This is a genomic window from Micromonospora sp. SYSU B005, from assembly GCF_055362685.1.
The window spans coordinates 536,701-558,563 of the sequence record NZ_JAXCFU010000002.1 but is presented as its reverse complement, the minus strand read 5'-3'; the positions used below and the strand labels follow the sequence as shown (position 1 = coordinate 558,563).

The window sequence follows — 21,863 nt, the reverse complement described above, 5'->3', positions numbered from 1 at the left end:
CTACCGCTGATCATGACCCGCGAACCAATGAAGCCCGCCGGATTGTCCTGGTCATGACCGGGTACCCGGTGTGCCGGTTCTACCAGGTGGGACGGGAGTGATCATGAGGCTGTCGCATGCTCCGCTGCGGGTCGCCATCGGCGCGTACATCCTGAACTCCGGGCTGGGCAAGCGGGGCCTGGAGGGTGAGGCCGCCGCGGGCATGCACGGCATGGCGGCCGGCGCGATGCCGCAGCTGCGGCAGATCCCGCCGGACCGGTTCGCCGTGCTGCTGTCGCGCGGCGAGGTCGCGCTCGGCGCGGCGCTGCTCGCCCCGTTCGTCCCGTCGCTGCTGGCCGGGGCCGCGCTCACCGCGTTCGGCGCGGGCCTGGTGCAGCTCTACCTGAAGACGCCGGGTATGCGCGAGGGCGGCAGCCTCCGGCCGAGTCAGGAGGGCATCGGCCTGGCCAAGGACGTGTGGCTGGTCGGCGCGGGGCTGACCCTGGTGCTCGACTCGCTGGTCCGCCACGGGCGCTGAGCCGCCCGAGCCGAAGCCGCGCCCGGCCGCCCGCGTACTCAGGCCGCCGCCGGCACCGCGGCGGCGGCCCGCTCGCCGGCGAGACGGCGACGGGCGGCGTTGCGGTAGCGCAGCACCTGCACGGCGCCGAGCGCCCAGAGCAGGAACTGCACGGCGAACGCCCAGCGGAACGCGGACAGCGGCGGCGCGTCCCGCCCGGCCGGGGTGGCCAGGTCGAGCACCACGCCGACGGCCAGGATCAGCACGATCGAGGCGACGAAGCCGCCGACGTTGACGATGCCGGTGGCACTGCCGATGCGGTGCACCGGATTGAACGACCGGGCGTAGTCGAACCCGATCATCGAGCCGGGGCCGTTGACCGCGAGCACCACCACGAGCGCCACCAGCAGCCAGTGCGGCGCGCGGCCGGGCCAGGCCAGGACCACCGCCCACACCCCGGCGGTGGCGGCGGTGATCGCGAAGACCACCACCGAGCGGTGGAACGGGTGGCGCGAGCACAGGTGCGCGATCACCGGCCCGCACACGAGCGTCACCACTGTCATCAGGGTGAGCATCCCGGCCGCCGCGGTCGGCGAGAACCCCTGCCCCTGTACGAGGAACGGGTACCCCCACAGCAGCGCGAACACCGCGCCGGAGAACTGGGTGACGAAGTGAGTCCACAGGCCCAGCCGGGTGCCCGGCTGGGCCCACGCCTCGGCGAGCCGGCGGCGCACGGTGGCCAGGTCGGGCGCGAGCGCGGTGGCGTGCTCGGCGTGCGGGGTGTCGCGTACCGCGACGAGGACCAGCAGCACCACCGTCGCGCCGAGCGCCGCGGCGGTCAGGAACGCCGGGGTCCAGCCCGCGCGGTGCAGCAGCAGCACCAGGGGTACGGCGCCGAGCACCGCACCGAGCTGACCGACGGTGCCGGTGAGCTGCACCAGCAGCGGGTTGCGCCGCCCGGGGAACCAGAACGCGACGATGCGCAGCACGCTGATGAAGGTCATGGCGTCGCCGAGACCGACGAGCACCCGGGCGGCGACCGCGAGCGGCACGTCCCCGGCCACGGCGAACAGGAGCTGCCCGGCCACCATGAGCGCGCCGCCGGCCAGCAGCAGCCGGCGTGAGCCGTAGCGGTCCAGCAGCACGCCGACAGGTACCTGCATGGCGGCGTAGACGGCGAGCTGGGCGACGGAGAAGGTGGCGAGCGCGGCGGCGTTGATGTGGAAGCGCTCCGCCGCGTCGACCCCCGTGACGCCGAGGGAGCTGCGGTGGAACACGGCCGTCAGATAGGCGGTGACGGCCACCGCGTACACCAGGGCGGCGGGGCGGCGACCCGCGTTCACCGCAGCGTCCCGAGCATCCGCGCGGCGGTGTCGATGTGCGCGGCGACCGCGTCGTGCCACGCCTGCGGGTCGTCGCCGTCGAGCGCGGCGAGCTGACCGGCGTGCTCGGCGAGGGCGACCTCGGCCCAGCCGGGCGAGAGCCGGAAGCTCGCCTCACCCATCCGCAGCTGCCGGTCGCGCAGCCGGTGGTACAGCTCGGCGAGGATCTCGTTGCCGGCCGCCTCGACCACCGCGGCGTGGAACGAGCGGTCGGCGGCCATCAGCGCGGTGAGGTCGCCGGCGGCGTGCGCGCGGCCCATCTCGTCCAGCCATCGGGCCAGGTCGGCGCGCAGCTCGGCGCGGCGCGGCCAGACCCGGTCGGCGGCGTGCAGCTCGACCAGGCGGCGGGCCTCGATGACGTCGGCGATCTCCCGGGCCGACACCGGCCGGATCAGCGCGCCGCGCTTCGGGTAGAGCTTGACCAGCCCCTCGGTCTCCAGCCGCAGCAGCGCCTCCCGGACCGGGGTGCGGGACACCCCCGTCGCCTCGGCGATCTCGCCCTCGCTGACGAGCTGACCGCCCGGGTAGACCTGTTCCAGGACGGCCTGCTTGAGGTGCCGGTACGCCCGCTCGGCGGCGGATGGCGCGGTCCGGCTGGGATGCGTCATGTATCTAAGCTTGCTCCCGGGTCCGGCCGGACGGCCTGGCGCGGGCCGGGGCAGTGGCGCAGGCCACGGTCAGGCCCACAGCTCCCGCAGCAGCGCCTCCACCTCGGCGGTCCGCTCGATCTGCGGCATGTGCCCGGTGTCGCGGAACAGGTGGGAGCGCGCGTGCGGCAGCCGGGTACGGGCGTACGCCAGGTGCGCGGCGGGCAGGACCAGGTCGCGCTCGCCCCAGACGAGAAGCGTGGGCAGGCCGAGCGCGTCCACCGCGTCGAGCAGGTCGGCGCGCCACTGCGGGCGTACGCCGCGCCAGGTGCCCAGGTCGCGGACCAGCTCCAGCATCACCCGGGCGGCGTGCGGCTGCCGGGCCACCGCGAGCGCGGTGGCGAGCCGCTCCTCGGTGACGTACGCCGGGTCGTAGAAGATCGCCCGTTCGGTGCGGCGGACGATCCCCGGGTGCGGGCGCAGCAGCAGCCGGGCCAGCGGGCGTACCGCCAGCAGCCGCAGCGCCACAGTCACCTCGCGGCCGAAGCCGGCACTGTTGAGCAACGCCAGGCTGGCGACGCGCTGCGGTTCGTCGGCGGCCAGGCGCATGGCGACCGCCCCGCCGAGGGAGTTGCCCACCAGGTGGGCCGGGCCGGTCACCCCGGCCACGTCCAGGAAGCGGGCCACCGCGGCGGCCAGCGCCGGGAGCGTGTGCGGTCCGTCCAGCGGCGCGGAGCCGCCGTGCCCGGGCAGGTCCACCGCGAGCACCAGGTGGTCGCGGGCCAGCGCGGTGTGCAGGGCGGTGAAGTCGTCGAGGGTACGGCCGATGCCGTGCAGCAGCACCACGGGCGGCCCGTCGCCGCTGATCCGGCAGCGCACCCGCCGGCCGTCGACGGTGCGCGCGTCGGCCGGCGGGAGGGCCACCGTCACGGCGTGCGTCCGGGTTCCCGCGCGGCCTCCTCGGTCCGTGGGGCCGGCACCTCGGCGACGGTGGCCACCGGGCGGGACGGGCGCATGCCCAGGGCCAGCACCTTGCCGTACCCGGCGGGGGCGAGGCGGGCGAGCAGGTCGGGCAGTTTCGCCGACCAGCCGATCAGCACCCGGCCGCGGCGTCGTTGCGCGCCGCGCAGGATCACCTCGGCGGCGGTGGCCGGGTCGATGGTGAGCAGCTTCTCGAACTGCTTGCGTCCGGCCTCGTACTCGTCGAGGGCCACACCGCTGCCGACGCGGGCGCTGGCGGCGATCCGGGTGCGGATGCCGCCCGGGTGCACCGAGGTGACGCCGACGCCGTCGTCGACCAGCTCGTGCCGTAGCGCCTCGGTGAAGCCGCGTACGGCGAACTTGCTCGCCGCGTACGCGGCCTGCCCGGCGGGGGCGATCAGCCCGAACAGGCTGGACACGTTCACCAGGTGGGCGCCGGGTTCGGCCTTGAGCGCGGGCAGCAGCGCGTGGGTCAGGCGGACCACCGCCCGGAAGTTGATCTCGATGACCCAGAGGAACTCCTCCAGGGTGACCTGGTCGAAGCGCCCGCCCAGCGCCACGCCGGCGTTGTTGATCAGCAGCCGGATCCGGGGGTGCGCGCGGTGGATCTCGGCGGCGACCCGGTCGGTGGCCTCGGCGTCGGCCAGGTCGACCAGGTGGGTCTCCACCCGCCGGTCCGGGTACGCGGCCCGGATCGCGGCGACGGTGGCGGCCAGGCCGTCGGCGTCGCGGTCGAGCAGCACCAGGTCGGCGCCGCGCCGGGCCAGGCCGTGGGCCAGCGCCGCGCCGATGCCGCTCGCCGCGCCGGTGAGCACCGCCGTGCCGCCGGGGAAGACGAGGTCACGCATCGGTTCCTCCCGAGGTGGTGGCCGCCGTGGCGGGTACGCCGGCGCGGTCGAACCGGACGCCGTCGGTGAGCGGGCCGTGCCGCATCAGGCGTACGTCGCGGGGATAGTTCTGGTGCAGCCGCCACGGCGCCTGCGGTCCCTGCTTGGGCAGCTGGTCGACGGCGCGGAGCACGTAGCCGGACTGCAGGTCGATGATCGGCACCAGGTCGTCGGTGTCCGGGGCGAGCGGCGTGACGATCTGCCGGCCGGTGTCGTCGAGGTGGCGCAGCAGCCGGCAGACGTACGTGGCGACGAGGTCGGCCTTCAGCGTCCAGGAGGCGTTCGTGTAGCCGATGGTCATGGCGAAGTTCGGCACGCCGGACAGCATCATGCCCTTGTAGGCGACGGTCGACGCCAGGTCGACCTCGGCGCCGTCGACCACCAGCGTCATGCCGCCGAGCGCGAGCAGGTTGAGGCCGGTGGCGGTGACCACCACGTCGGCGGGCAGCTCCTCGCCGGAGGCGAGCCGGATGCCCTGCTCGGTGAACGTGTCGATGGTGTCGGTGACCACCGACGCGCGGCCCGCGCTCAGCGCGGTGAACAGGTCCCCGTCCGGCACCACGCAGAGCCGCTGGTCCCACGGGTTGTAGCGGGGCGAGAAGTGCCTGTCGACGTCGTACCCGGACGGGAGCCGGCCCTTCGCGGCGCGGCGCAGGAACCGCTTCACCACGCCCGGGGCGCGGCGGCTGAGCTGGAAGTTCGCCACGCCGAGCGTGACGTTCTTCCACCGGGCCACCGCGTACGCGGCCTTCGGGGGCAGCCAGCGCCGCGCGGCGTCGGCGAACGGGTCGCGCGAGGGCAGCGCGATCACGTACGTGGGTGAGCGCTGGAGCATGGTGACGTGGGCGGCCCGCTCGGCCATGGCCGGGACCAGGGTGACGGCGGTGGCGCCGCTGCCGATCACCACGACCCGCTTGCCGGCGTAGTCCAGGTGCTCGGGCCAGTGCTGCGGGTGCACGAGCGTGCCGGCGTACTTCTCGACTCCGGGGAACCGTGGCGTGTAGCCGGAGTCGTAGCGGTAGTAGCCGGAGTTGGTGAACAGGAACCCGCAGGTGAGGGTGACGTCCTCGCCGGTGTCGTCGCGGTGGGCGTGGACGGTCCAGCGCGCGGTGGCGCTGTCCCACTCGGCGCGTACCGCCCGGTGGTGGAAGCGGATGTGCCGCTCGACGTCGTACTCCCGGGCGGTCTGCCGGACGTACGCCCGGATGGAGTCGCCGTCGGCGATGGCCTTCGGGTCGGTCCACGGCTTGAACGAGTAGCCGAGGGTGTACATGTCGGAGTCGGAGCGGATGCCCGGGTAGCGGAACAGGTCCCAGGTGCCGCCGATGGCGCCCCGGGCCTCCAGCACCGCGTAGGTCTTGCCGGGGCATTCGCGTCCGAGGTGGACGGCGGCGCCGATGCCGGACAGGCCGGCCCCGACGATGAGGACGTCGACGTGGTCTGCGGCCATCGGTTTCTCCCGTTCGCACCGGCGGTGGACCGGACACTATCCATCGCCGTCGACCGCAGTCAACACCGTGTCGAGTCGAATCGACAGGGTGTCGAGCGGGTGTAGCATCTGCCGACATGACGACCGCCCGTACGCCGACCGGCGCCGCGCCGACGCGCGGGCGGCGGGCCGGCCGGTCCACCGGCGACGACCGGGAGACAGCGATCCTGGCCACGGCCGAGCGGTTGCTGGCGCAGCGTCCCTTCGCCGACATCTCCATCGACGACCTGGCGCGCGGCGCGGGGATCTCCCGGCCCACGTTCTACTTCTACTTCCCGTCCAAGGACGCGGTGCTGCTCACGCTGCTCGACCGCGTCACCGAGGAGGCCGACGCCGCCGCCGGTGGCGTGTTCGAGCGGCTCGCCGAGGATCCGCGCGCCCACTGGCGGGAGCTGATCGCCCGGTTCCACGCCACGTTCGGCGGGCACCGGGACGTGGTGCTGGCCTGCGCCCAGGTGCGCGGCACCAACGCCGAAGTGCGGCGGCTCTGGGCCGAGGTGCTGGAACGCTGGGTCCGCGCGGTGCAGGCCGCGATCGAGGCCGAACGCGCCCGCGGCGCGGCCCCGGACGGGCTGCCCGCCCGGGACCTCGCCATCGCGCTGAACTCGATGAACGAACGCGTCTGGTACGCCACGTTCGCCGGGGACGGCCCGGCGGTGGCCGAGCGGGACGTGGTCGACGTGCTGCTCGACGTCTGGCTGACCGCGATCTACCGGACCACCACGCCGCCGGTCACCGCGTCCGGCGGAACTCCATGACCCAGTTGGTCTCCCAGGTGCGCTCGCCGTCGGTGGAGAACGCCTGTTCCCAGCGGCAGGAGCCGGCGGTGATCGCCGACCAGAGGAACCGGCAGCGCACCGGCCGCCCCTCGTCGGTGTCGTCGGCGTAGAACTCACCGACACCGTCGGTGAACCGGCCCACCACCGGCGGCTGCTCCAGCACGCCCCGCGCGCTGTGCATCCAGTAGATCGACCACAGCCCGGTCGACGGGTTCAGGACGCGCACCGAGGAGCCGGAGAAACCCCGGCTCGGGCAGCGCATCTCGTCGAAGCTGCCCGCGCCGTCGAAGAACGAGCGCGCCTCGCTGACACCGGCGAACTCGTCCCAGTCGTCGCTGCCGGCGTGGCGCTGCCGCAGGCGCCGGTTTGTCACGTCCCAGGTGCCGACGAGGAAGTCGAAGTCGCCCATCAGAACCCCACCGGCCCGTCGGCCCGGGCGTCGGCCAGGTAGCCGGCCAGGTCCGGCCGGTCCGGGGCGAGCACGTGCCGGATCCAGGCGGTGCGCTCGTGTTCCAGCACGCCCAGTTCCCAGACGCATCCGACGCCGGGGCGGGTCAGGTCGACGAAACGCGCCGGGTCGTCGTCCGGGCAGTCCAGCGCGGGCTGCCCGGCGATCGCGATACGGCACTCGACCACGTTGTCGAAGAACCAGCTGTACGCCAGCAGGTACGCCCCGCTGTCCGCGCCGCGGTGCAGCACCACCCAGCTCGCCGGTGGGGTGGAGCCGTCCGGGGCGGGCAGCAGCTTCGGCAGGTACGCGTACGCGGCGTCGACCACCCGCGGTTCGAGGCGGCGGTCCGGCTGGTCCATGTGGTAGCGCTTGACGTGCCGGCCGGCCACCTCGACGGTCCCCGGCACGGTCAGCTCCTTGTCGTGAAAAGCCATGTGGGCACGCTAGGACCGCTCCCCTGACAGCTAGTGTCAGTGGAATGCGGGCCAGTCGACTCCTGTCCATCCTGCTGCTCCTCCAGGCCCACGGCCGGCTCACCGCTGCCGACCTGGCCGCCCGCCTCCAGGTGTCGGCGCGCACCGTCTACCGGGACGTCGAGGCGCTGCACGCCGCGGGCATCCCGCTGTACGGCGAGGCCGGACACGACAGCGGCTACCGGCTCGTGGACGGGTGGCGGACCCGGCTGACCGGGCTGACCGCCGAGGAGGCCGACCGGCTGCTCTTCGCCGGGCTCCCCGGACCGGCGGCCGAGCTGGGCTATCAGTCGGTCGTCGCCGCCGTACAGCTCAAGCTGCGGGCCGCGCTGCCCGCGCCGCTGGCCGACCGGGCGGCCCGGCTGGAGCAGCGGTTCCACCTGGACACACCGGGCTGGTACTCCGACGGCGACCCGTCGCCGTACCTGGCCGAGGCCGCCGAGGCGGTGTGGCGGCAGCACCGGGTCCGGGTGCGGTACCGGGGCTGGCGGGGCGAGACGACCCGGGTCCTCGAACCGTACGGGCTGGTACTCAAGGGCGGGCGCTGGTACCTGGTCGCCGCCCGGCCGGACCGCGCCGATCCGGCCACCTACCGGGTCAACCAGATCCTCGACCTGACCCCGCTGGACGAGCCGTTCGAGCGGCCGGAGTTCGACCTGCCGGCCTGGTGGCGCGCGCACGTGGTGGAGTTCCGGGCGGGCCTGCACCGCGACGAGGCGCGCATCCGGCTGTCGCCGCGCGGGTTCGCCCGGCTGCGCGAGGTCGGCAGCGACGTGGTGGTGGCCGCCGCCGAGGCGAGCGCCGGGCCACCCGACGCCACCGGCTGGGTGCACGCGGTCATCCCGATCGAGTCGCTCACCCACGCGCACGGTGACCTGCTCCGGCTCGGCGCCGACGTGGAGGTGCTCGCCCCGGAGGCGCTGCGCGCCCGCCTGTCCGAGACCGCCACCGCCCTGGCCGCTCTCTACCACCCGCCCACCGCCCCGCCTCTCCCCGGTTGATCAAGGAGTTCGTGTCCTTCGAGGAGATCGACTCGGACACGAACTCCTTGATCACCGGGGCGGGGTTCGGAGGACCTCGGCCACGGTGGAGAGGGCTCGGTCGAGGTCGGAGGGCGGGGTGGCGGCGTAGCCGAGGACCAGGCCGGGTGGCTGCGGGCGCTGGCCGTGCCAGGACAGCGGGTGGACCTTCACCCCGCGGCGCAGCGCCGCCGCCGCCAGCGCCCGGTCGTCGACGTCGCCGGGCAGCGTCACCATCAGGTGCAGCCCGGCCGCCGCGCCGTGCACCACCGCCCCCGGCAGGTACGCGCGAACCGCCCGGATCATCGCGTCCCGGCGGCGTACGTGCCGGTGCCGCAGCAGCCGCAGGTGCCGTTCCAGCGCCCCGGACTCCATCAGCTCGGCCAGCACGAGCTGCGCCAGCGCCGCGTTACCCAGGTCGGCCGCCCGCTTCGCGGCCACCACGTCGGCGTGCAGCGCGGGCGGCACCAGCAGCCAGCCGATCCGCAGCGCCGGCGCGAGCAGCTTCGAGATGCTGCCGACGTAGCAGACCCGGTCCGGCGCCATGCCGCGCAGCGCCGGCACCGGCGGACGGTCGTAGCGGTGCTCGGCGTCGTAGTCGTCCTCCACCACCAGGCCGCCGTCGCGCGCCCACCGCAGCAGCCGCCGGCGCCGGTCGCCGTCGAGCACCACCCCGGTCGGGAACTGGTGCGCCGGGGTGAGCAGCACGGCGGGCGCGCCGGACCGCTCCAGCTCGTCGACGCGCAGACCCCTGTCGTCCACCGGGACCGGCGGTGTCGCCAGCCCGGAATAGGCCAGGTGCTGCCGTACGCCGAGCGAGCCCGGGTCCTCCACCGCGACGGTGTGCGTACCCCGGTCGCTCAGCACCCGCGCGAGCAGGCCGAGCGCCTGGGACACCCCGGCCACGATCACCACCTCGGCCGGGTCGGCGCGGACGCCCCGGCTGCGGGCCAGCCAGTTCGCCACCGCCGACCGCAGCGCGGGCGCGCCCGCCGGGTCGCCGTAGGCGAGCGCGGCGGGCGTCATCCGGTGCAGCACCGCCCGCTCGGCCCGCAGCCAGGCCGCGCGGGGAAAGGCCGCCAGATCGGGTACGCCGGGAGTCAGGTCCACCTCCGCGGGTACGGCGCGCAACTCGTCGAAGACGTCGAGGCCGGGCCGGCCGGCGAACACCTCCGCCGCTCTCCTGGGCCGGGGCGGCCGGGTGACCGCGGCGGCCGGTGAGGCGACCACCACCGTCCCGGCCCGGCCGCGCCCGGCCACCTGCCCGTCCTCGGCCAGCCGCTGGTACGCCTCGGTCACCACGCCCCGGGAGACACCCAGCTCGCCGGCGAGCACCCGGCTCGCCGGCAGGCGCATGCCCACCGGCGCCCGGCCGTCGGCGATGGCCGATCGCAGCCGGGCGGCCAGCCAGTCCGCGCGGCCGCCTGGGGGCGCCTCGCCGACGTCGAGCTGGAGGAAGTCCGCACCAGCCGCTTTGGACTTCTCGATGACGACAGCTTTGGCCCTGTCCATCGGACCATTATGGTCACAGGCTGGACCGCATGACAGTCGCCTTCCTGCTGACCTCCCTCGTCGTCGCGATCACTCCGGGCACCGGGGTGATGCACACGCTCGCCAACGCCGTGACCGGCGGACGCCGGGCCGGGCTGGCCGCTGCCGCCGGCGGCACGCTCAGCCTCGTCCCGCACGTGATCGCTGCGGTGACCGGCCTCGCCGCCCTGCTGCGCGCCGGCACGCCGGCGTTCCGCGTGGTGACCTGGCTGGGTGTGGCGTACCTGCTCTGGATGGCCTGGTCGGCGCTGCGCGACCGCGGCGCGTTCCCCCTCGACGGTGACCGGCCCCCGCGTCCGGCGGCTGCGGTGTTCCGGGACGGGGTGCTGCTGAACCTGCTCAACCCGAAGGTGACCGTGTTCTTCGTGGCGTTCCTGCCGCAGTTCGTACCGCCGGACGCGCCCGCCGCCACCGTCCGCATGCTCGCCTGCGGCCTGGTGTTCATGGCCGTCACGCTGCTGGTGTTCGCCGGGTACGCGCTCCTGGCCGGCGCGCTGCGCCGCAGGGTGCTGTCCCGGCCCCGGCTGACCGGGCTGCTACGGCACGCCTTCGCCGGCGGTTTCCTCGTCCTGGGCCTCGGCCTCGCCTTCACCGCCTGACCCGTACCCGCTCACCGCCCGAAGAGGAGTCTCCCTGTGCGTTTCCGGCACTCTCCCGAGATCTGGTCGACCTTCCCGGAGCTGACCTGCGGCGTCCTGCACGCCACCGGCGTCACCCCGGACATCGACGTGACGCCACTGTCCGCCGGGCATCTCGGCGCCGCCCGGGATCGGCTCGCCGCCGGGCCGGAGGGTGGCTTCCCGGAGATCCAGGCGTGGCGCCGCGCGTTCGCCCGGATGGGCTGCCCGCCGACCCGCTACCGCTGCGCAGCCGAGTCACTGCTGCGCCGGTTGCGGCGGGAGGGCGACCTGCCCCGGCTGCACCCGCTCGTGGACCTCGGCAACGCGCTCTCGGTCCGGTACGCCGTCCCGGTCGCCGTGCTCGACCTGGCCGGGATCGACGGCGACCTGACCGTCCGCGCGGCCGACGGCACCGAGTCCTACCTGGGCCTCGGCGGGGAGTCCGAGCAGCCCGCGCCCGGCGAGGTGATCTTCGCCGACCAGGGCGGGAACGCGCACGCCCGGCGCTGGTGCCACCGGCAGAGCGGTACGTCGGCGGTACGGGCCGACACCGCCGAGGTGCTGGTCGTGGTCGAGGCGATGCACGAGGGGGCGGCGCCGACCGTACGCCGGATGCTGGACGACCTGGCGGCGGCGCTGGACGAGCGGTGGCGCGTGCCGTCACGGGCGGCGCTGCTCGCCGCTGACGCGCCCGAGTTGGCCGTGCCGGTCCGGACGGGCTGACCCGCCGGCGTGGGCGACGGCCGGTCGCGCGGCGTGCCGCCGGTGCGCAGGTTCCGGGCGTCCGGCGACGACGCCGGCAGCTGCCCCGCTCGTCGTCAGGCGTCGGGGGCGTCGGTGCGGTCGTGCGCCATCAGCTCGTCGAACTCGGCCGGGGTGATCTCACCGGTGCGCAGCCGCCGGGCGTTGGCGGCGAATCGGGCCAGTGCCGCACCGCGCGGGTCCGGCTCGGTGCGCAGACCGGCGTCGGCGGTCAGGGCGCTCGCGGCACCGGCCACGTCGTGCGGATCGGCCAGGTCGACCGGCTCGCCGTGCAGCTCGCGCAGCGCGTCGGCGAGGCGCGCGTCGGCGGCGGCGCCGGTGCCCCACCAGCGCCGGGCGAGGTCGACGGTGCGGCCGAGCGAATCCTCGCCCACCCGTTCGGCGCCTATCTCGGCACGCATCATGCGCAGGAAGCGGACTGTCACGGCATCGGAGTCATCGGCGATCACGCCCGTACCCTAGCGAGCGGGTCCGACGAAACCGCCGGGCGAGCCGGGGTCGTCCGGCCGGTTGAGGCGGCCGCCCGCGGGTAGTGCGCGGACATGCCCGAACGATACGAGGACTACGACCACGTCGCGATCGTCACCGGCGCGGACTCCGGCATCGGCAAGGCGTGCGCGGTGGCGCTCGCCGAGACCGGTTACGACATCGGCATCACCTGGTACGGCGACGCCGCGGGCGCCGACCGCACCGCCACCGAGGTGCGTGCCACCGGCCGCCGCTGCGAGACCGTGGAGCTGGACCTGACCCGGCTCCCCGAAGCGGCGGCGGTCGTCGACGAACTGGCCGACCGGCTCGGCGGCCTGGGTGTGCTCGTCAACAACGCCGGCACCGGCCTGTCCGAACCGTTCGTGGACGTGAGCTGGGAGAAATGGCGGGAGGTGCTGGCTGTCGACCTGGACGGGCCGTTCCTGTGCTCGCAGCGGGCCGCCCGGCGGATGCGCGCGGCCGGACGGGGTGGCCGGATCATCAGCATCACCAGCGTGCACGAGCACGCGCCCCGGGTCGGCTCGTCGGTGTACTGCGCCGCCAAGGGCGGGCTCGGCCTGCTCACGAAGGTGATGGCGCAGGAACTGGCGGCCGACGGGATCACCGTCAACGCGGTCGCGCCGGGTGAGATCGCCACGCCGATGACCGGGCAGGAGGACGTGGACCCGTTCACGCAGGACCGTCCGGGTGTGCCGGTGGGACGGCCGGGTGACGCGCGGGAGGTGGCGGCGGTGGTGGCGATGCTCGCCTCACCTGCGGCGGCGTACGTGACGGGGGCGTCGTGGGCGGTCGACGGGGGGATGCTGCTGATGGGGCCGCAAGCGTCTGCGCTGCCTTCTGATTCGTGGCGTTCCGTCTAGGCGGTCAGCCGCCCGGCGCGGGGGCAGCGGGCGGCCCGGCCCGTCACTACGGTGCGGAGGATGCACAGTTCCCATCCGCTGGTGGCCGGCGTCGTCCACGAGGCGCCCGGCTCGACCGTACGACTGCGCCCGGTGGCCGAGGACGATCTGGCGATGCTACGCCGTTTCGCTGTCGAACCCGGACTGATCGGGCTCGACTGGGCCGGCTTCCGGGACGCCGCCGCGCCGGCCCGCCGCTTCGCCGAGGACGGCTATCTCGGCGAGCAGGTGGGCGGCCTGATCGTCCAGGTCGAGCCCCCCGACGTCGCGGCCGGCTTCCTCAGCTATCGCCAGGGCCAGTACGGCGGGCGGGCGCCATACTGGGAGATCGGCATCGTGCTGCTGCCCGAGTGGCGCGGCCGGGGTCTCGGCTGGCGGGCCCAGGCGCTGCTCTGCGACTACCTGTTCAGCCACACCCCGGCGCAGCGCATCCAGGCCGGCACCCATGCCGAGAACGGTGCCGAGCAGCGATCGTTGGAGAGGGCCGGCTTCCAACTGGAGGGGGTGTTGCGGGCCTGTGAGTTCCGGGCCGGCGCCTGGCGTGACGGCTGGCTCTACAGCCGGCTGCGCGACGACCCGTCACCGCTGTGACCGCTCGGCGTCCCCTGGTCACGGTGCGGGCTCGGCTCCGATGACCGCATCGAGTGGTGTGTGCTCCTCCGGGTAGTGGCAGGCGGTGAGCTGCCGGCCGTCGTCGCGGGTGGTGAGGGCGGGTTCTTCGGTGGCGCACCGGTCGGTGGCTTTCCAGCAGCGGGTGCGGAAGCGGCAGCCCGACGGCGGGTTGAGTGGCGTGGGCACGTCGCCGGTGAGGCGGATCCGTCCGGCCGGCCCGAGGGTGGTGACGTCGGGGATCGCGGACAGCAGTGCCCGGGTGTAGGGGTGCTGGGGGCGGGTGTAGATGGTGTCGCGGTCACCGATCTCGACGATCTTGCCGAGGTACATGACGGCGACGCGGTGGCAGAAGTGCCGCACCACGGCCAGGTCGTGGGCGATGAACACGAACGCCAGGTCCAGGTCGTGTTGCAGGCTGCGCAGCAGGTTGATGACCTGCGCCTGGATCGACACGTCCAGCGCCGAGACGGGTTCGTCGGCCACGATCAGTTTCGGCTTCAACGCCAGGGCGCGGGCGATGCCGATGCGCTGGCGCTGCCCGCCGGAGAACTCGTGCGGATACCTGTTGTAGTGCTCCGGATTCAGGCCCACGAGTTCGAGGAGTTCCTGCACGCGGTGTTTGACGCCGCCGGGTGGGGTGATCCGGTTGACCTGCAACGGCATCGCCACGATCCGCCCGACCGTGTGGCGGGGGTTCAGCGACGCGTACGGGTCCTGGAAGATGATCTGCAGGTCCTGCCGCAGCCCCCGCAGCTCACCACGTTTCGCGTGGGTGATGTCCCGCCCCGCGAACGCGATCGACCCAGCAGTCGGCTCCAGCAGCCGCACGAGCATCCGCCCGGTCGTGGTCTTCCCACACCCCGACTCCCCCACCAACCCCAGCGTTTCGCCCGGGCGCACGTCGAAGTCCAACCCGTCCACCGCCCGCACCGCACCCGTGCTACGCAGCCCCTGCCGGACCGGGAAGTGCTTGGTCAGGCCCCGCACCGACAGCAGCGGCCCGCTGTCCGCCGCCGCACCGACGGCCGCACCCCGCCGGCCGTCGACAACGCCCGTCCCGTCCTGGTCAGCACTCATCGGGCCACCCCCACCTGGGCTACCTCGTCGCGGTAGATCCGCTCCCGCGCGGCGACCGGCAGGTGACACGCCACCAGATGCCCGGCCGTACCCGCCGAGACCAGCTCGGGCACCTCGGTGCGGGACCGGTCGCCGTTCACGTCGGCCCACCGGCACCGCGGATGAAACGCACACCCCGACGGCAGATTGATCAGACTGGGCGGGTTGCCGGGAATGGGCAGCAGGTCCGCGTCCGCGTCACCGTGCAACGACGGCACACTCGACAACAACCCCCACGTGTACGGATGCTGCGGCGCCCGCAACACCCGCTCCACACTCCCGTGCTCCACCGCCCGACCCGCATACATCACCAACACGTCATCAGCCACCTGACTGACCACACCCAGGTCATGCGTGATCAACACGATCGCCGACCGGAACTCCTCCTGCAGATCCGCAAGGAGGTCCAGGATCTGCGCCTGCACCGTCACATCCAACGCCGTCGTCGGCTCATCGGCGATCAGCAGATCCGGATCGTTCACCAACGCCATCGCGATCATCGCCCGCTGCCGCATCCCGCCCGAGAACTCGTGCGGGTACTGGTCGAACCGCTTCGCGGGCTGCGGGATACCGACCCGGCCCAACATGTCCACCGCCCGCGTCCGCGCCTCGCGTCTGCCGGCCCTCGGATGATGCACCCGATACGCCTCAGCGATCTGCTTCCCCACCGAGTAGTAGGGGTGCAACGCCGACAACGGATCCTGGAAGACCATCGCCATGTCCCGGCCCCGCAGCCGCCGCACCTCCTCCTCACCCAACCCCACCAGCTGACGCCCACCCACCGAGATCTCCCCCGAAATGGCCGTCCGCTTCGCGTTGTGCAAACCGAGAATCGCCAGCGAAGTGACGCTCTTACCCGAACCGGACTCCCCCACGATCCCCAACGTGCGACCCCGCTCCACCGCGAACGACACCCCGTCCACGGCCCGCACCACACCGTCCTCGGTGTCGAACCGCACCCGCAGATCCCTGACCCGCAGGTACGGGCCCTCGCCGCGACGCGGCGCCGGAAGCTCCACCATGTCCGTCTCCTCCCCCTCAGCCCAGCCGGACCCGTGGGTCGATCACCGCGTACAGCACGTCGACGACGATGTTGGCGATCACGATGAACACCGCTGCCAGCAGCACCGTCGCCATCACCACCGGCAGGTTGAGGAACTGCACCGCCTCCACTGTCGCCTTGCCGAGACCCTGGAGGCCGAAGATGGTCTCGGTGATGAACGTGCCGCCGAGGCTGGTGCCGATGTCGAGCCCGGCGATCGTGACGATCGGCGTGATCGCCGCCCGCAGCGCGTGCCGGGTGTGCACCTTCCGGGCGGGCAGCCCTTTCGCCCGGGCGGTACGGACGAAGTCCTCCGACAGCGTCTCCAGCATCTGCGCCCGGGACAGCCGGGCGTACAGCGCCGAGTTGAGGAAACCGAGCGTCATCCAGGGCAGCAGCAGTCCGGTCGCCCAGCGCAGCGGACTCTCGGTCAGCGGCGTGTAGCTGGGGAACGGCAGCAGGCCGGTGGAGTAGACGAGCAGGTAGAGCAGGATCAGCCCGAAGAAGTAGACCTGCATCGACGCCCCGGCCAGCGTGACGCCGATGGCCGCGCGGTCGAACGCCGTACCCCGGCGTAGTGCCGACACCATGCCCAGCGAGATGCCGAGGCCGAGCCAGAGCACGGCGCCGCCGAGGACGATGCTGAACGTCACCGGGGCGCGCTGGGCGACGATCTCGGTGACCGGTTGGTTGTTGCGGAACGAGTAGCCGAGGCAGGGCGCCGGGCAGTCCTGCCGGAAGTCGCCCTCGCCGTAGGTCCGGCCGGCGAAGACGCCACCGACGAAGTCGGCGTACTGCCGGGGCAACGGCTGGTCGATGCCGAGCCGGCGCTCGACCTGGGCGATGTCCTCGGCCGTGCAGTTCTTGCCGCACATCACCTTCGCCGGGCTGCTCGGCACCGCGAAGAAGAGACCGAACGTGACGAGGCTGATGACGACAAGGGTCAGGGCGGCGACGAGCAGCCGCCGTACGACGAAACGGAGCACGGGAGCACCTCCCCCGGGGTGGGCGCGGGGCGGCCGCCGTGGCAGCCGCCCCGCGCGGCTGTCACTTCTTCACGTAGATGCCGTTGAGCGAGATGATCCCGAACGCGTCGCTGAGGAAGGCGTTGCCGACCTTCGAGCCGTGCAGTTCGTAGGTGGCGTCGTAGTAGCAGGGCACCACCGGCGCGTACTTCTCCATGATCATGCGGTCGAGCGCCATCCAGCCGGCGTCCTGCTCGGCGGCCGGCAGGTCGCGGACCCGGTCGATCTCCGCGCCCACAGACGGTTCGTTGAGGTACGACAGGTTCTGGTTGCCCTCGGCCACGATCTCCCGTCCGTCGTAGACCGGCGGGATCACTGTCGAGCCGGTGGGCCAGTCCGAGCCCCAGCCGGTGAGGTACATGTCGTACGGGTTGTCCTTACGGCCGACCTCGTCGTAGTAGCTGCTGTTGTCGATCGGCTTCATCACGATGTCGAAGCCCATGTCGGTGAGGTTCTTGCGCAGCGCCTCGGCCTGCTGGGTGCGCAGTTCCAGGTTGGAGTGGGCGAGGACCAGCTTCGGGCGCTTGCCGGCGAGCAGCTCGGCGGTCTTGGCCTTGTCGCCGGTGACCGGAGCGTTGAACAGGTCGTACGGGACGAAACCGGCGGTGGTGGGCGACATGAGCGTGGTCGCCGGGGTGCCGGCGGCCTGCCCGCCGAGCGCCTTGAGCAGGGCGTCCTTGTCGACCGCGTAGTTCAGCGCCCGCCGTACGCTCAGGTCGGTGACCCGCTGGGTGTTGATGCTCAGCACCCAGTTGTACTGCGTCGGACCGCGTACCACCCGGTCGGCGACGCCGGATCCGGTGGTGCGGGGCAGCACCGACGGCGGCACGTCCGACCAGCTCAGCGCCGCCCGGTCGGCCGGCCCGTCGGCGACCAGGCGCTCGGCGATCTGGGCCTGCTCCAGGCCGAACGTCATCCGGATCGCGTCCGGGTACGCGTTGCGGATCGGGTCGGTCGCCGGATCCCAGTTCGGGTTGCGTTCCAGCTCCAGCGACACGTCGCGCTGGTAGGTCTTCACCCGGTACGGCCCGGACGAGAACGGCCGCAGGTCGTAGTTGGCGCGGGTGTCCTTCGCCGCGGGCACCGGCGCGCTGGTGGGCAGCGCCGCCGCGTACGGCAGGTCGCAGTGCGGCTGCGGGAAGGTGAACCGGATGGTCCGGTCGTCGGGGGTGGCGACGCCGTCGGGCATCGGCTTGCCACCGTCGTACGGTCCCTTGTAGGTGGCGTTGTAGGCCCCGCCCGGGTAGAGCCACTGCTGGATGTAGTGCGGGCCCTCGTTGAGGTTCGCCGCGAACGACCTGGCGATGCCGTGGGCGACGTCCTTGCTGGACACGGGCGTGCCGTCCTCGTACTTCACGCCGTCGCGCACTGTGAACTCCCAGACCTTGCAGTCGCCGTTGACGTCCTTGCCTGGGTTGGTGGCCAGGTCGCCGACGAGCAGCAGCTTGCCGGTGCCGTCCTCCTTGTAGCCGTTGAGCGCGCGGTAGAGCAGCCCGCCGGCGACCTGCTGCACGTTGACGTAGTTGCGGGCCGGGTCGAGGTGCTCGAAGTCGGCCGGCTGCATCACGGTGAGGGTGCCGCCGCGGGACGCCCCGTCGACGGGCTTCGCCGGGCCCTGGTTGTCGGCGGCCTCGTACGAGATCGATCCGCTCTGGGTCTTGGTCTTCTGGTCGTCGCCGCCCCCGCCGTCGTCGGTGGTGGGGCTGCAGCCGGCGGCGGCCAGCGCCGCCGCGGCGAGGACACCTGTCAGTGTCCGGGTTCGTGCGCGCACGGTGTGCTCCTTCCTGCCCGGCGGCCCCCGCCGGCCGGGCACTGATGGCCGTGGGGACTACCGGGTGGAGCGGGGGTCCAGCGAGTCGCGCAGCGCGTCGCCGAGCAGGTTGAACGCCAGGACCAGCAGGAAGACCGTCAACCCGGGGAACAGGGTGTACCAGGGGTCGCTCGCGACGTAGCCGATGCTGTTGAAGATCATGCGGCCCAGGTCGGGCGTGGGTTCGGTGACGCCGATGTTGACGAACGCCAGCGCCGCCTCGATGGCGATGAACTGCGGCACCATCAGCGAGACGGTGACCAGGATCGGCGCCCAGATGTTCGGCAGCAGCTGCCGCAGCAGGATGTGCGCGGTGCCGGCGCCGGCGGCCCGGGCCGCCTCGACGAACTCCCGCTCGCGCAGCGAGATCACCTGACCGCGGACCAGGCGCGCGGTGTACGTCCAGCTGAACAGGCCGAAGGTGGCGACGATCAGGGCCACCCGGAAGGCCGGCGACGGCGCCTCCCGGTCGGAGTAGAAGCGGTCCTGGAGGATCGGGATGACCGCGAGGGCGAAGATGAGGAACGGGAACGCCAGCGTGAGGTCGATCAGCCAGTTGACGACGCTGTCCAGCCAGCCTCTGGCCCACCCGGCCAGCACACCGACAGCGACGCCGATGCCGGATGCCAGCAGCGCCGAGGCGAACGCGATGAACAGCGACGTCCGCAGGCCGTAGACCAGTTGCATCAGGATGTCCCGCCCGCTGCCCGGTTCGAGCCCGAGCCAATGGTCGGCGCTGATTCCGCCGGCGTACCCGATCGGCATTCCGAAATCGTTCAGGCGGTCGGCGAACTTGTCGGTCGGATCGATTCCGGTGAGCCGTCCCAGCAGTGGCGCGCCGAGCGCGACAAGGGCGGCGACGGCGAGCGTGACGGCGCTGGCGCGGGCCGTACGGTCGCGTTTGAGCCGCAGCCAGGCGAGCCGGCCGGGTGACCGGCCGACGAATTCGCCGGGCCGGCCGACGGGGGCGGGAACGGCCTCGACATCGGGGCCGGGAGCGGCCGGTGGGTACGACAGTTCGCTCATGAGCAGTCCTCCCGACGGGGACGAAAACGCCCTGCCACCCGACGGTAATGCGCTATGGCGTACTCGAAAGAATCGTTCCGGTAACGGCCGTTCCGGTTGTCGTGCATTGACAACGATCCGGCGTACGGAATGCATCGGCGCAATAACGGAGCGATTCGGTTGTCAGCCTTTCAGGCAGGCGTGTCGCGAATTCGGAATGCGTTGCCGCAAGGCATTCGGGCGGTTGTCAGCCGTTCGGGCATTCCCGTACACCGATGTCACACCGATCGGACGGCAGCGTCGGCTGGTGTAACACTTCGTGACTCTTCGCGTTCACACCGTCCACCTAGGGTTCTCGGCGGTCCGGTTCGCACGACGTGCCGGGCCGTCCACCGGCCCTCACCCGGGGCCCCGACGGAAGGACCACCCATGCCCTTCGCCCGACGTACCGCCGCTGCGGCCCTGGTCGCCGCGCTCGGCGGCCTCGCCGCGCCGGCCGCCCCCGCGCAGGCCGCGCCGCGCCCCGGCCCGGAGACCCCCTCGGTGCTGCTGCTCACCGTCGACGACGGCGCCGGCCCGCGCGCCACGGTGCTGACCTGCGGGCCCACCGGCGGCCTGCACCCCGACCCGATCACCGCCTGCCGGCTCGTCGCCCGCGTCGACGGCGACCTGGACGCGCTCGACGTGGACGGCGCGCCCTGCACCTCGCAGTACGACCCGGTCGTCGCGCGTGCCGTGGGCATCTGGCAGACCCGCCCGATCTCCTACACCCGGACGTTCGCCAACGCCTGCCTGATGCAGCGCACCACCGCCTCCCTCTTCACCTTCTGACCTCCTCCTTGTCGCGTTGATCATGAGGTTGGCGGCGGTTCCGGTCCGGTTTGTCGCCGTCAACCTCATGATCGACGGGGTGGGGTGGGGAGGTTGTGGGGTGAGGTGGGGAGAATGGGCGGGGTGCTGGGAGGGGGGAACGGTGGGACTCGGGTCGGGCGCGGTGGGTGACGGGCGGGAGTTGCGGGCGGACTGCTCGCGCTGCGCCGGAGTGTGCTGCGTCGCTCCCGCGTTCACCGCGTCGGCCGACTTCGCCATCGACAAGCCCGCCGGGCGGCCCTGCCCGAACCTGGGCGCCGACTTCCGCTGCGGCATCCACACCGAGCTGCGGCAACGCGGCTTCCCCGGATGCACCGTGTTCGACTGCTTCGGCGCCGGCCAGCACCTCACGCAGCACACGTTCGCCGGCCGCGACTGGCGGGCCGACCGGGCCACCGCACAGCGCATGTTCGACAGCTTCGCCGTACTACGGCCGCTGCACGAACTGCTGTGGTACCTGACCGAGGCGGTACGCCTGGCCCCGCCCGGCCCGCTGCGCGACGAGCTGACCGCCGCGCTCGACGAGACCGGCCGGCTCACCGACGGCACCCCCGAGGAACTGCTCGCCCTCGACGTCGACGCGCACCGGGACCGCGCCAACCGCCTGCTGTCCCGCGCCGCCGAACAGGCCCGAGCCGGGAAGGCCGGGCCGGACCGCCGGGGCGCGATGCTGATCGGGGTGGACCTGCGCCGTACCCCGCTGGCCGGGGCGAACCTGCGCGGCGCCTGCCTGATCGGCGCCGACCTGCGGGGCGTACGCCTCGGCGCAGCCGACCTGACCGGCGCGGACCTGCGCGGAGCCGACCTGCGCGGCGCGGACCTGGGCGAGTGCCTGTTCACGCACCAGTCGCAGCTCGACGCTGCCCGCGGCGACCACCGCACGGTCCTGCCGCCGGGCCTGCGCCGCCCGTCCCACTGGTCCCTGACGTTGACCCCGACGCGCCCCCAGCCGCGCCGGCGCCACCCCCGACCCCGACCCCGCTGACGCTGAACCCGGCCCGCCCGCGCATCGGCACCCGCACCCGCACAGCGGCGATCAAGGAGTTTGTGTCCGGCTCGGGGCCGGATCGGGACACGAACTCCTTGATCACGGCGAGAAATGGGGCGGGGGGAGGACGGGCGAGTGCGGGGGGCGGGTTTGGTGGGGGTGGGGTCGGGTAGGTCGCGCGAACGACTGTTGGCCGAACGGGAGGGGCCCCGGTGGGATATCGGGCACGCGACGGTGCGGAGCCGGTCGACCCGGCACACGCCGAGGACGAGGCCGGGCAGGTGCCGCTGGTGCAGACGGCCGCGGACACCGACGTGCCGGCGCCCGCTCCCGGTGCGCCGAAACCGGACGAGGTGACCGAGGACGACGGATCCGGCATGGCGGGCGGCGCCTCCGGCAGCAGCTCCGGCGGCTCCTCGATGCCGACCCACCCGGACGCGGCCCGCGGACGGGACGCCGCCGGCTGAGCGAGCGCGCGCACTGGCCGGACACCAGGCCACCCGAACGTTTGCCGTCACCCGCTGCGGGCA

Annotated in this window: 24 protein-coding genes; 10 read left to right on the top strand and 14 right to left on the bottom strand. The window is 73.2% G+C overall.

The features are described from left to right. Positions 1-103: 103 nt before the first annotated feature. Positions 104-517, top strand: a complete 414-nt coding sequence (locus SM452_RS07830) for a hypothetical protein (protein ID WP_262015806.1) — start codon at positions 104-106, stop codon at positions 515-517. Between the two features lie 38 nt (positions 518-555). On the opposite strand, the gene SM452_RS07825 is transcribed toward SM452_RS07830, so the two are convergent. The 5 genes from SM452_RS07825 to SM452_RS07805 form a co-directional block, all read right to left on the bottom strand. Continuing rightward, positions 556-1,839 carry an MFS transporter gene (locus tag SM452_RS07825; protein WP_355508661.1) on the bottom strand — a complete coding sequence of 428 codons (1,284 nt, stop codon included), beginning with the start codon at positions 1,837-1,839 and terminating at the stop codon, positions 556-558. After that, a complete protein-coding gene (locus SM452_RS07820; protein WP_355508663.1) occupies positions 1,836-2,486 on the bottom strand; it encodes a GntR family transcriptional regulator in 651 nt (216 codons plus the stop codon). The genes SM452_RS07825 and SM452_RS07820 overlap by 4 nt, the downstream gene beginning before the upstream one ends. A gap of 69 nt (positions 2,487-2,555) precedes the next feature. Then, positions 2,556-3,395: an alpha/beta fold hydrolase gene (locus SM452_RS07815; RefSeq protein ID WP_463839599.1), complete on the bottom strand. Its 840-nt coding sequence runs from the start codon at positions 3,393-3,395 to the stop codon at positions 2,556-2,558. Beyond that, complete coding sequence (locus tag SM452_RS07810) at positions 3,392-4,294, bottom strand: SDR family NAD(P)-dependent oxidoreductase (protein WP_463839598.1); 903 nt, start codon at positions 4,292-4,294, stop codon at positions 3,392-3,394. The genes SM452_RS07815 and SM452_RS07810 overlap by 4 nt, the downstream gene beginning before the upstream one ends. Further along, the gene (locus SM452_RS07805) at positions 4,287-5,783 is read right to left on the bottom strand and encodes a flavin-containing monooxygenase (RefSeq protein WP_355508669.1); all 1,497 of its coding nucleotides are present in this window, start codon (positions 5,781-5,783) and stop codon (positions 4,287-4,289) included. Before SM452_RS07805 ends, SM452_RS07810 begins: the two co-directional genes overlap by 8 nt. A 116-nt stretch (positions 5,784-5,899) precedes the next feature. Between SM452_RS07805 and SM452_RS07800 the strand changes: the two genes are divergently transcribed. After that, on the top strand, positions 5,900-6,580 hold the full coding sequence (locus SM452_RS07800; protein WP_357389849.1) for a TetR/AcrR family transcriptional regulator: 681 nt from the start codon (positions 5,900-5,902) through the stop codon (positions 6,578-6,580). On the opposite strand, the gene SM452_RS07795 is transcribed toward SM452_RS07800, so the two are convergent. Further along, positions 6,555-7,010, bottom strand: coding sequence for a hypothetical protein (locus tag SM452_RS07795; protein ID WP_355508673.1), 456 nt, complete (start codon positions 7,008-7,010; stop codon positions 6,555-6,557). The genes SM452_RS07800 and SM452_RS07795 overlap by 26 nt on opposite strands. Further along, entirely contained in the window at positions 7,010-7,486 is a 477-nt protein-coding gene (locus SM452_RS07790; RefSeq protein WP_355508675.1) for a hypothetical protein, read from the bottom strand. Before SM452_RS07790 ends, SM452_RS07795 begins: the two co-directional genes overlap by 1 nt. A gap of 44 nt (positions 7,487-7,530) precedes the next feature. Between SM452_RS07790 and SM452_RS07785 the strand changes: the two genes are divergently transcribed. Beyond that, a complete protein-coding gene (locus SM452_RS07785) occupies positions 7,531-8,526 on the top strand; it encodes a helix-turn-helix transcriptional regulator (RefSeq protein WP_463839597.1) in 996 nt (331 codons plus the stop codon). A 51-nt stretch (positions 8,527-8,577) separates the two neighbouring features. Here the strand turns inward: SM452_RS07785 and pdxR are convergent, their stop codons facing one another. After that, positions 8,578-10,056, bottom strand: a complete 1,479-nt coding sequence (gene pdxR / locus SM452_RS07780) for a MocR-like pyridoxine biosynthesis transcription factor PdxR (protein WP_463839596.1) — start codon at positions 10,054-10,056, stop codon at positions 8,578-8,580. Between the two features lie 29 nt (positions 10,057-10,085). Between pdxR and SM452_RS07775 the strand changes: the two genes are divergently transcribed. Continuing rightward, the gene (locus SM452_RS07775) at positions 10,086-10,694 is read left to right on the top strand and encodes a LysE family translocator (protein WP_262015817.1); all 609 of its coding nucleotides are present in this window, start codon (positions 10,086-10,088) and stop codon (positions 10,692-10,694) included. Between the two features lie 36 nt (positions 10,695-10,730). Continuing rightward, a complete protein-coding gene (locus SM452_RS07770) occupies positions 10,731-11,438 on the top strand; it encodes a B3/B4 domain-containing protein (RefSeq protein ID WP_355508683.1) in 708 nt (235 codons plus the stop codon). Between the two features lie 95 nt (positions 11,439-11,533). Here SM452_RS07770 and SM452_RS07765 read toward each other — a convergent pair whose 3' ends face one another. Further along, positions 11,534-11,926, bottom strand: a complete 393-nt coding sequence (locus SM452_RS07765; RefSeq protein ID WP_355508685.1) for a hypothetical protein — start codon at positions 11,924-11,926, stop codon at positions 11,534-11,536. Between the two features lie 93 nt (positions 11,927-12,019). Here SM452_RS07765 and SM452_RS07760 point away from each other — a divergent pair, with 93 nt between their 5' ends. Together SM452_RS07760 and SM452_RS07755 are read left to right on the top strand one after the other, a co-directional pair. After that, a complete protein-coding gene (locus tag SM452_RS07760; RefSeq protein ID WP_463839595.1) occupies positions 12,020-12,826 on the top strand; it encodes an SDR family oxidoreductase in 807 nt (268 codons plus the stop codon). Positions 12,827-12,886: 60 nt separating this feature from the next. Further along, positions 12,887-13,456 (top strand): GNAT family N-acetyltransferase, encoded by a 570-nt coding sequence (locus SM452_RS07755; RefSeq protein ID WP_262015821.1) that lies wholly within the window; start codon positions 12,887-12,889, stop codon positions 13,454-13,456. 18 nt (positions 13,457-13,474) lie between these two features. On the opposite strand, the gene SM452_RS07750 is transcribed toward SM452_RS07755, so the two are convergent. The 5 genes from SM452_RS07750 to SM452_RS07730 all read right to left on the bottom strand — a co-directional run bounded on the left by SM452_RS07750 (position 13,475) and on the right by SM452_RS07730 (position 19,496). Then, complete coding sequence (locus SM452_RS07750; protein WP_355508689.1) at positions 13,475-14,554, bottom strand: ABC transporter ATP-binding protein; 1,080 nt, start codon at positions 14,552-14,554, stop codon at positions 13,475-13,477. Continuing rightward, complete coding sequence (locus tag SM452_RS07745) at positions 14,551-15,615, bottom strand: ABC transporter ATP-binding protein (protein WP_463839594.1); 1,065 nt, start codon at positions 15,613-15,615, stop codon at positions 14,551-14,553. The genes SM452_RS07750 and SM452_RS07745 overlap by 4 nt, the downstream gene beginning before the upstream one ends. A 16-nt stretch (positions 15,616-15,631) precedes the next feature. After that, the gene (locus SM452_RS07740; protein WP_262011555.1) at positions 15,632-16,621 is read right to left on the bottom strand and encodes an ABC transporter permease; all 990 of its coding nucleotides are present in this window, start codon (positions 16,619-16,621) and stop codon (positions 15,632-15,634) included. A gap of 61 nt (positions 16,622-16,682) precedes the next feature. Beyond that, entirely contained in the window at positions 16,683-18,431 is a 1,749-nt protein-coding gene (locus SM452_RS07735; RefSeq protein ID WP_463839593.1) for an ABC transporter substrate-binding protein, read from the bottom strand. Between the two features lie 57 nt (positions 18,432-18,488). After that, a complete protein-coding gene (locus tag SM452_RS07730) occupies positions 18,489-19,496 on the bottom strand; it encodes an ABC transporter permease (protein WP_262011557.1) in 1,008 nt (335 codons plus the stop codon). Between the two features lie 408 nt (positions 19,497-19,904). On the opposite strand from SM452_RS07730, the gene SM452_RS07725 reads away from it, so the two are divergent. The 3 genes from SM452_RS07725 (at position 19,905) to SM452_RS07715 (ending at position 21,800) form a co-directional block, all read left to right on the top strand. Then, positions 19,905-20,306: a subtilase-type protease inhibitor gene (locus SM452_RS07725; RefSeq protein WP_262011558.1), complete on the top strand. Its 402-nt coding sequence runs from the start codon at positions 19,905-19,907 to the stop codon at positions 20,304-20,306. A gap of 142 nt (positions 20,307-20,448) precedes the next feature. Further along, the gene (locus SM452_RS07720) at positions 20,449-21,330 is read left to right on the top strand and encodes a pentapeptide repeat-containing protein (protein WP_463839592.1); all 882 of its coding nucleotides are present in this window, start codon (positions 20,449-20,451) and stop codon (positions 21,328-21,330) included. Between the two features lie 215 nt (positions 21,331-21,545). Continuing rightward, complete coding sequence (locus SM452_RS07715; protein ID WP_262011560.1) at positions 21,546-21,800, top strand: preprotein translocase YidC; 255 nt, start codon at positions 21,546-21,548, stop codon at positions 21,798-21,800. The last annotated feature ends 63 nt before the right edge of the window (positions 21,801-21,863 follow it).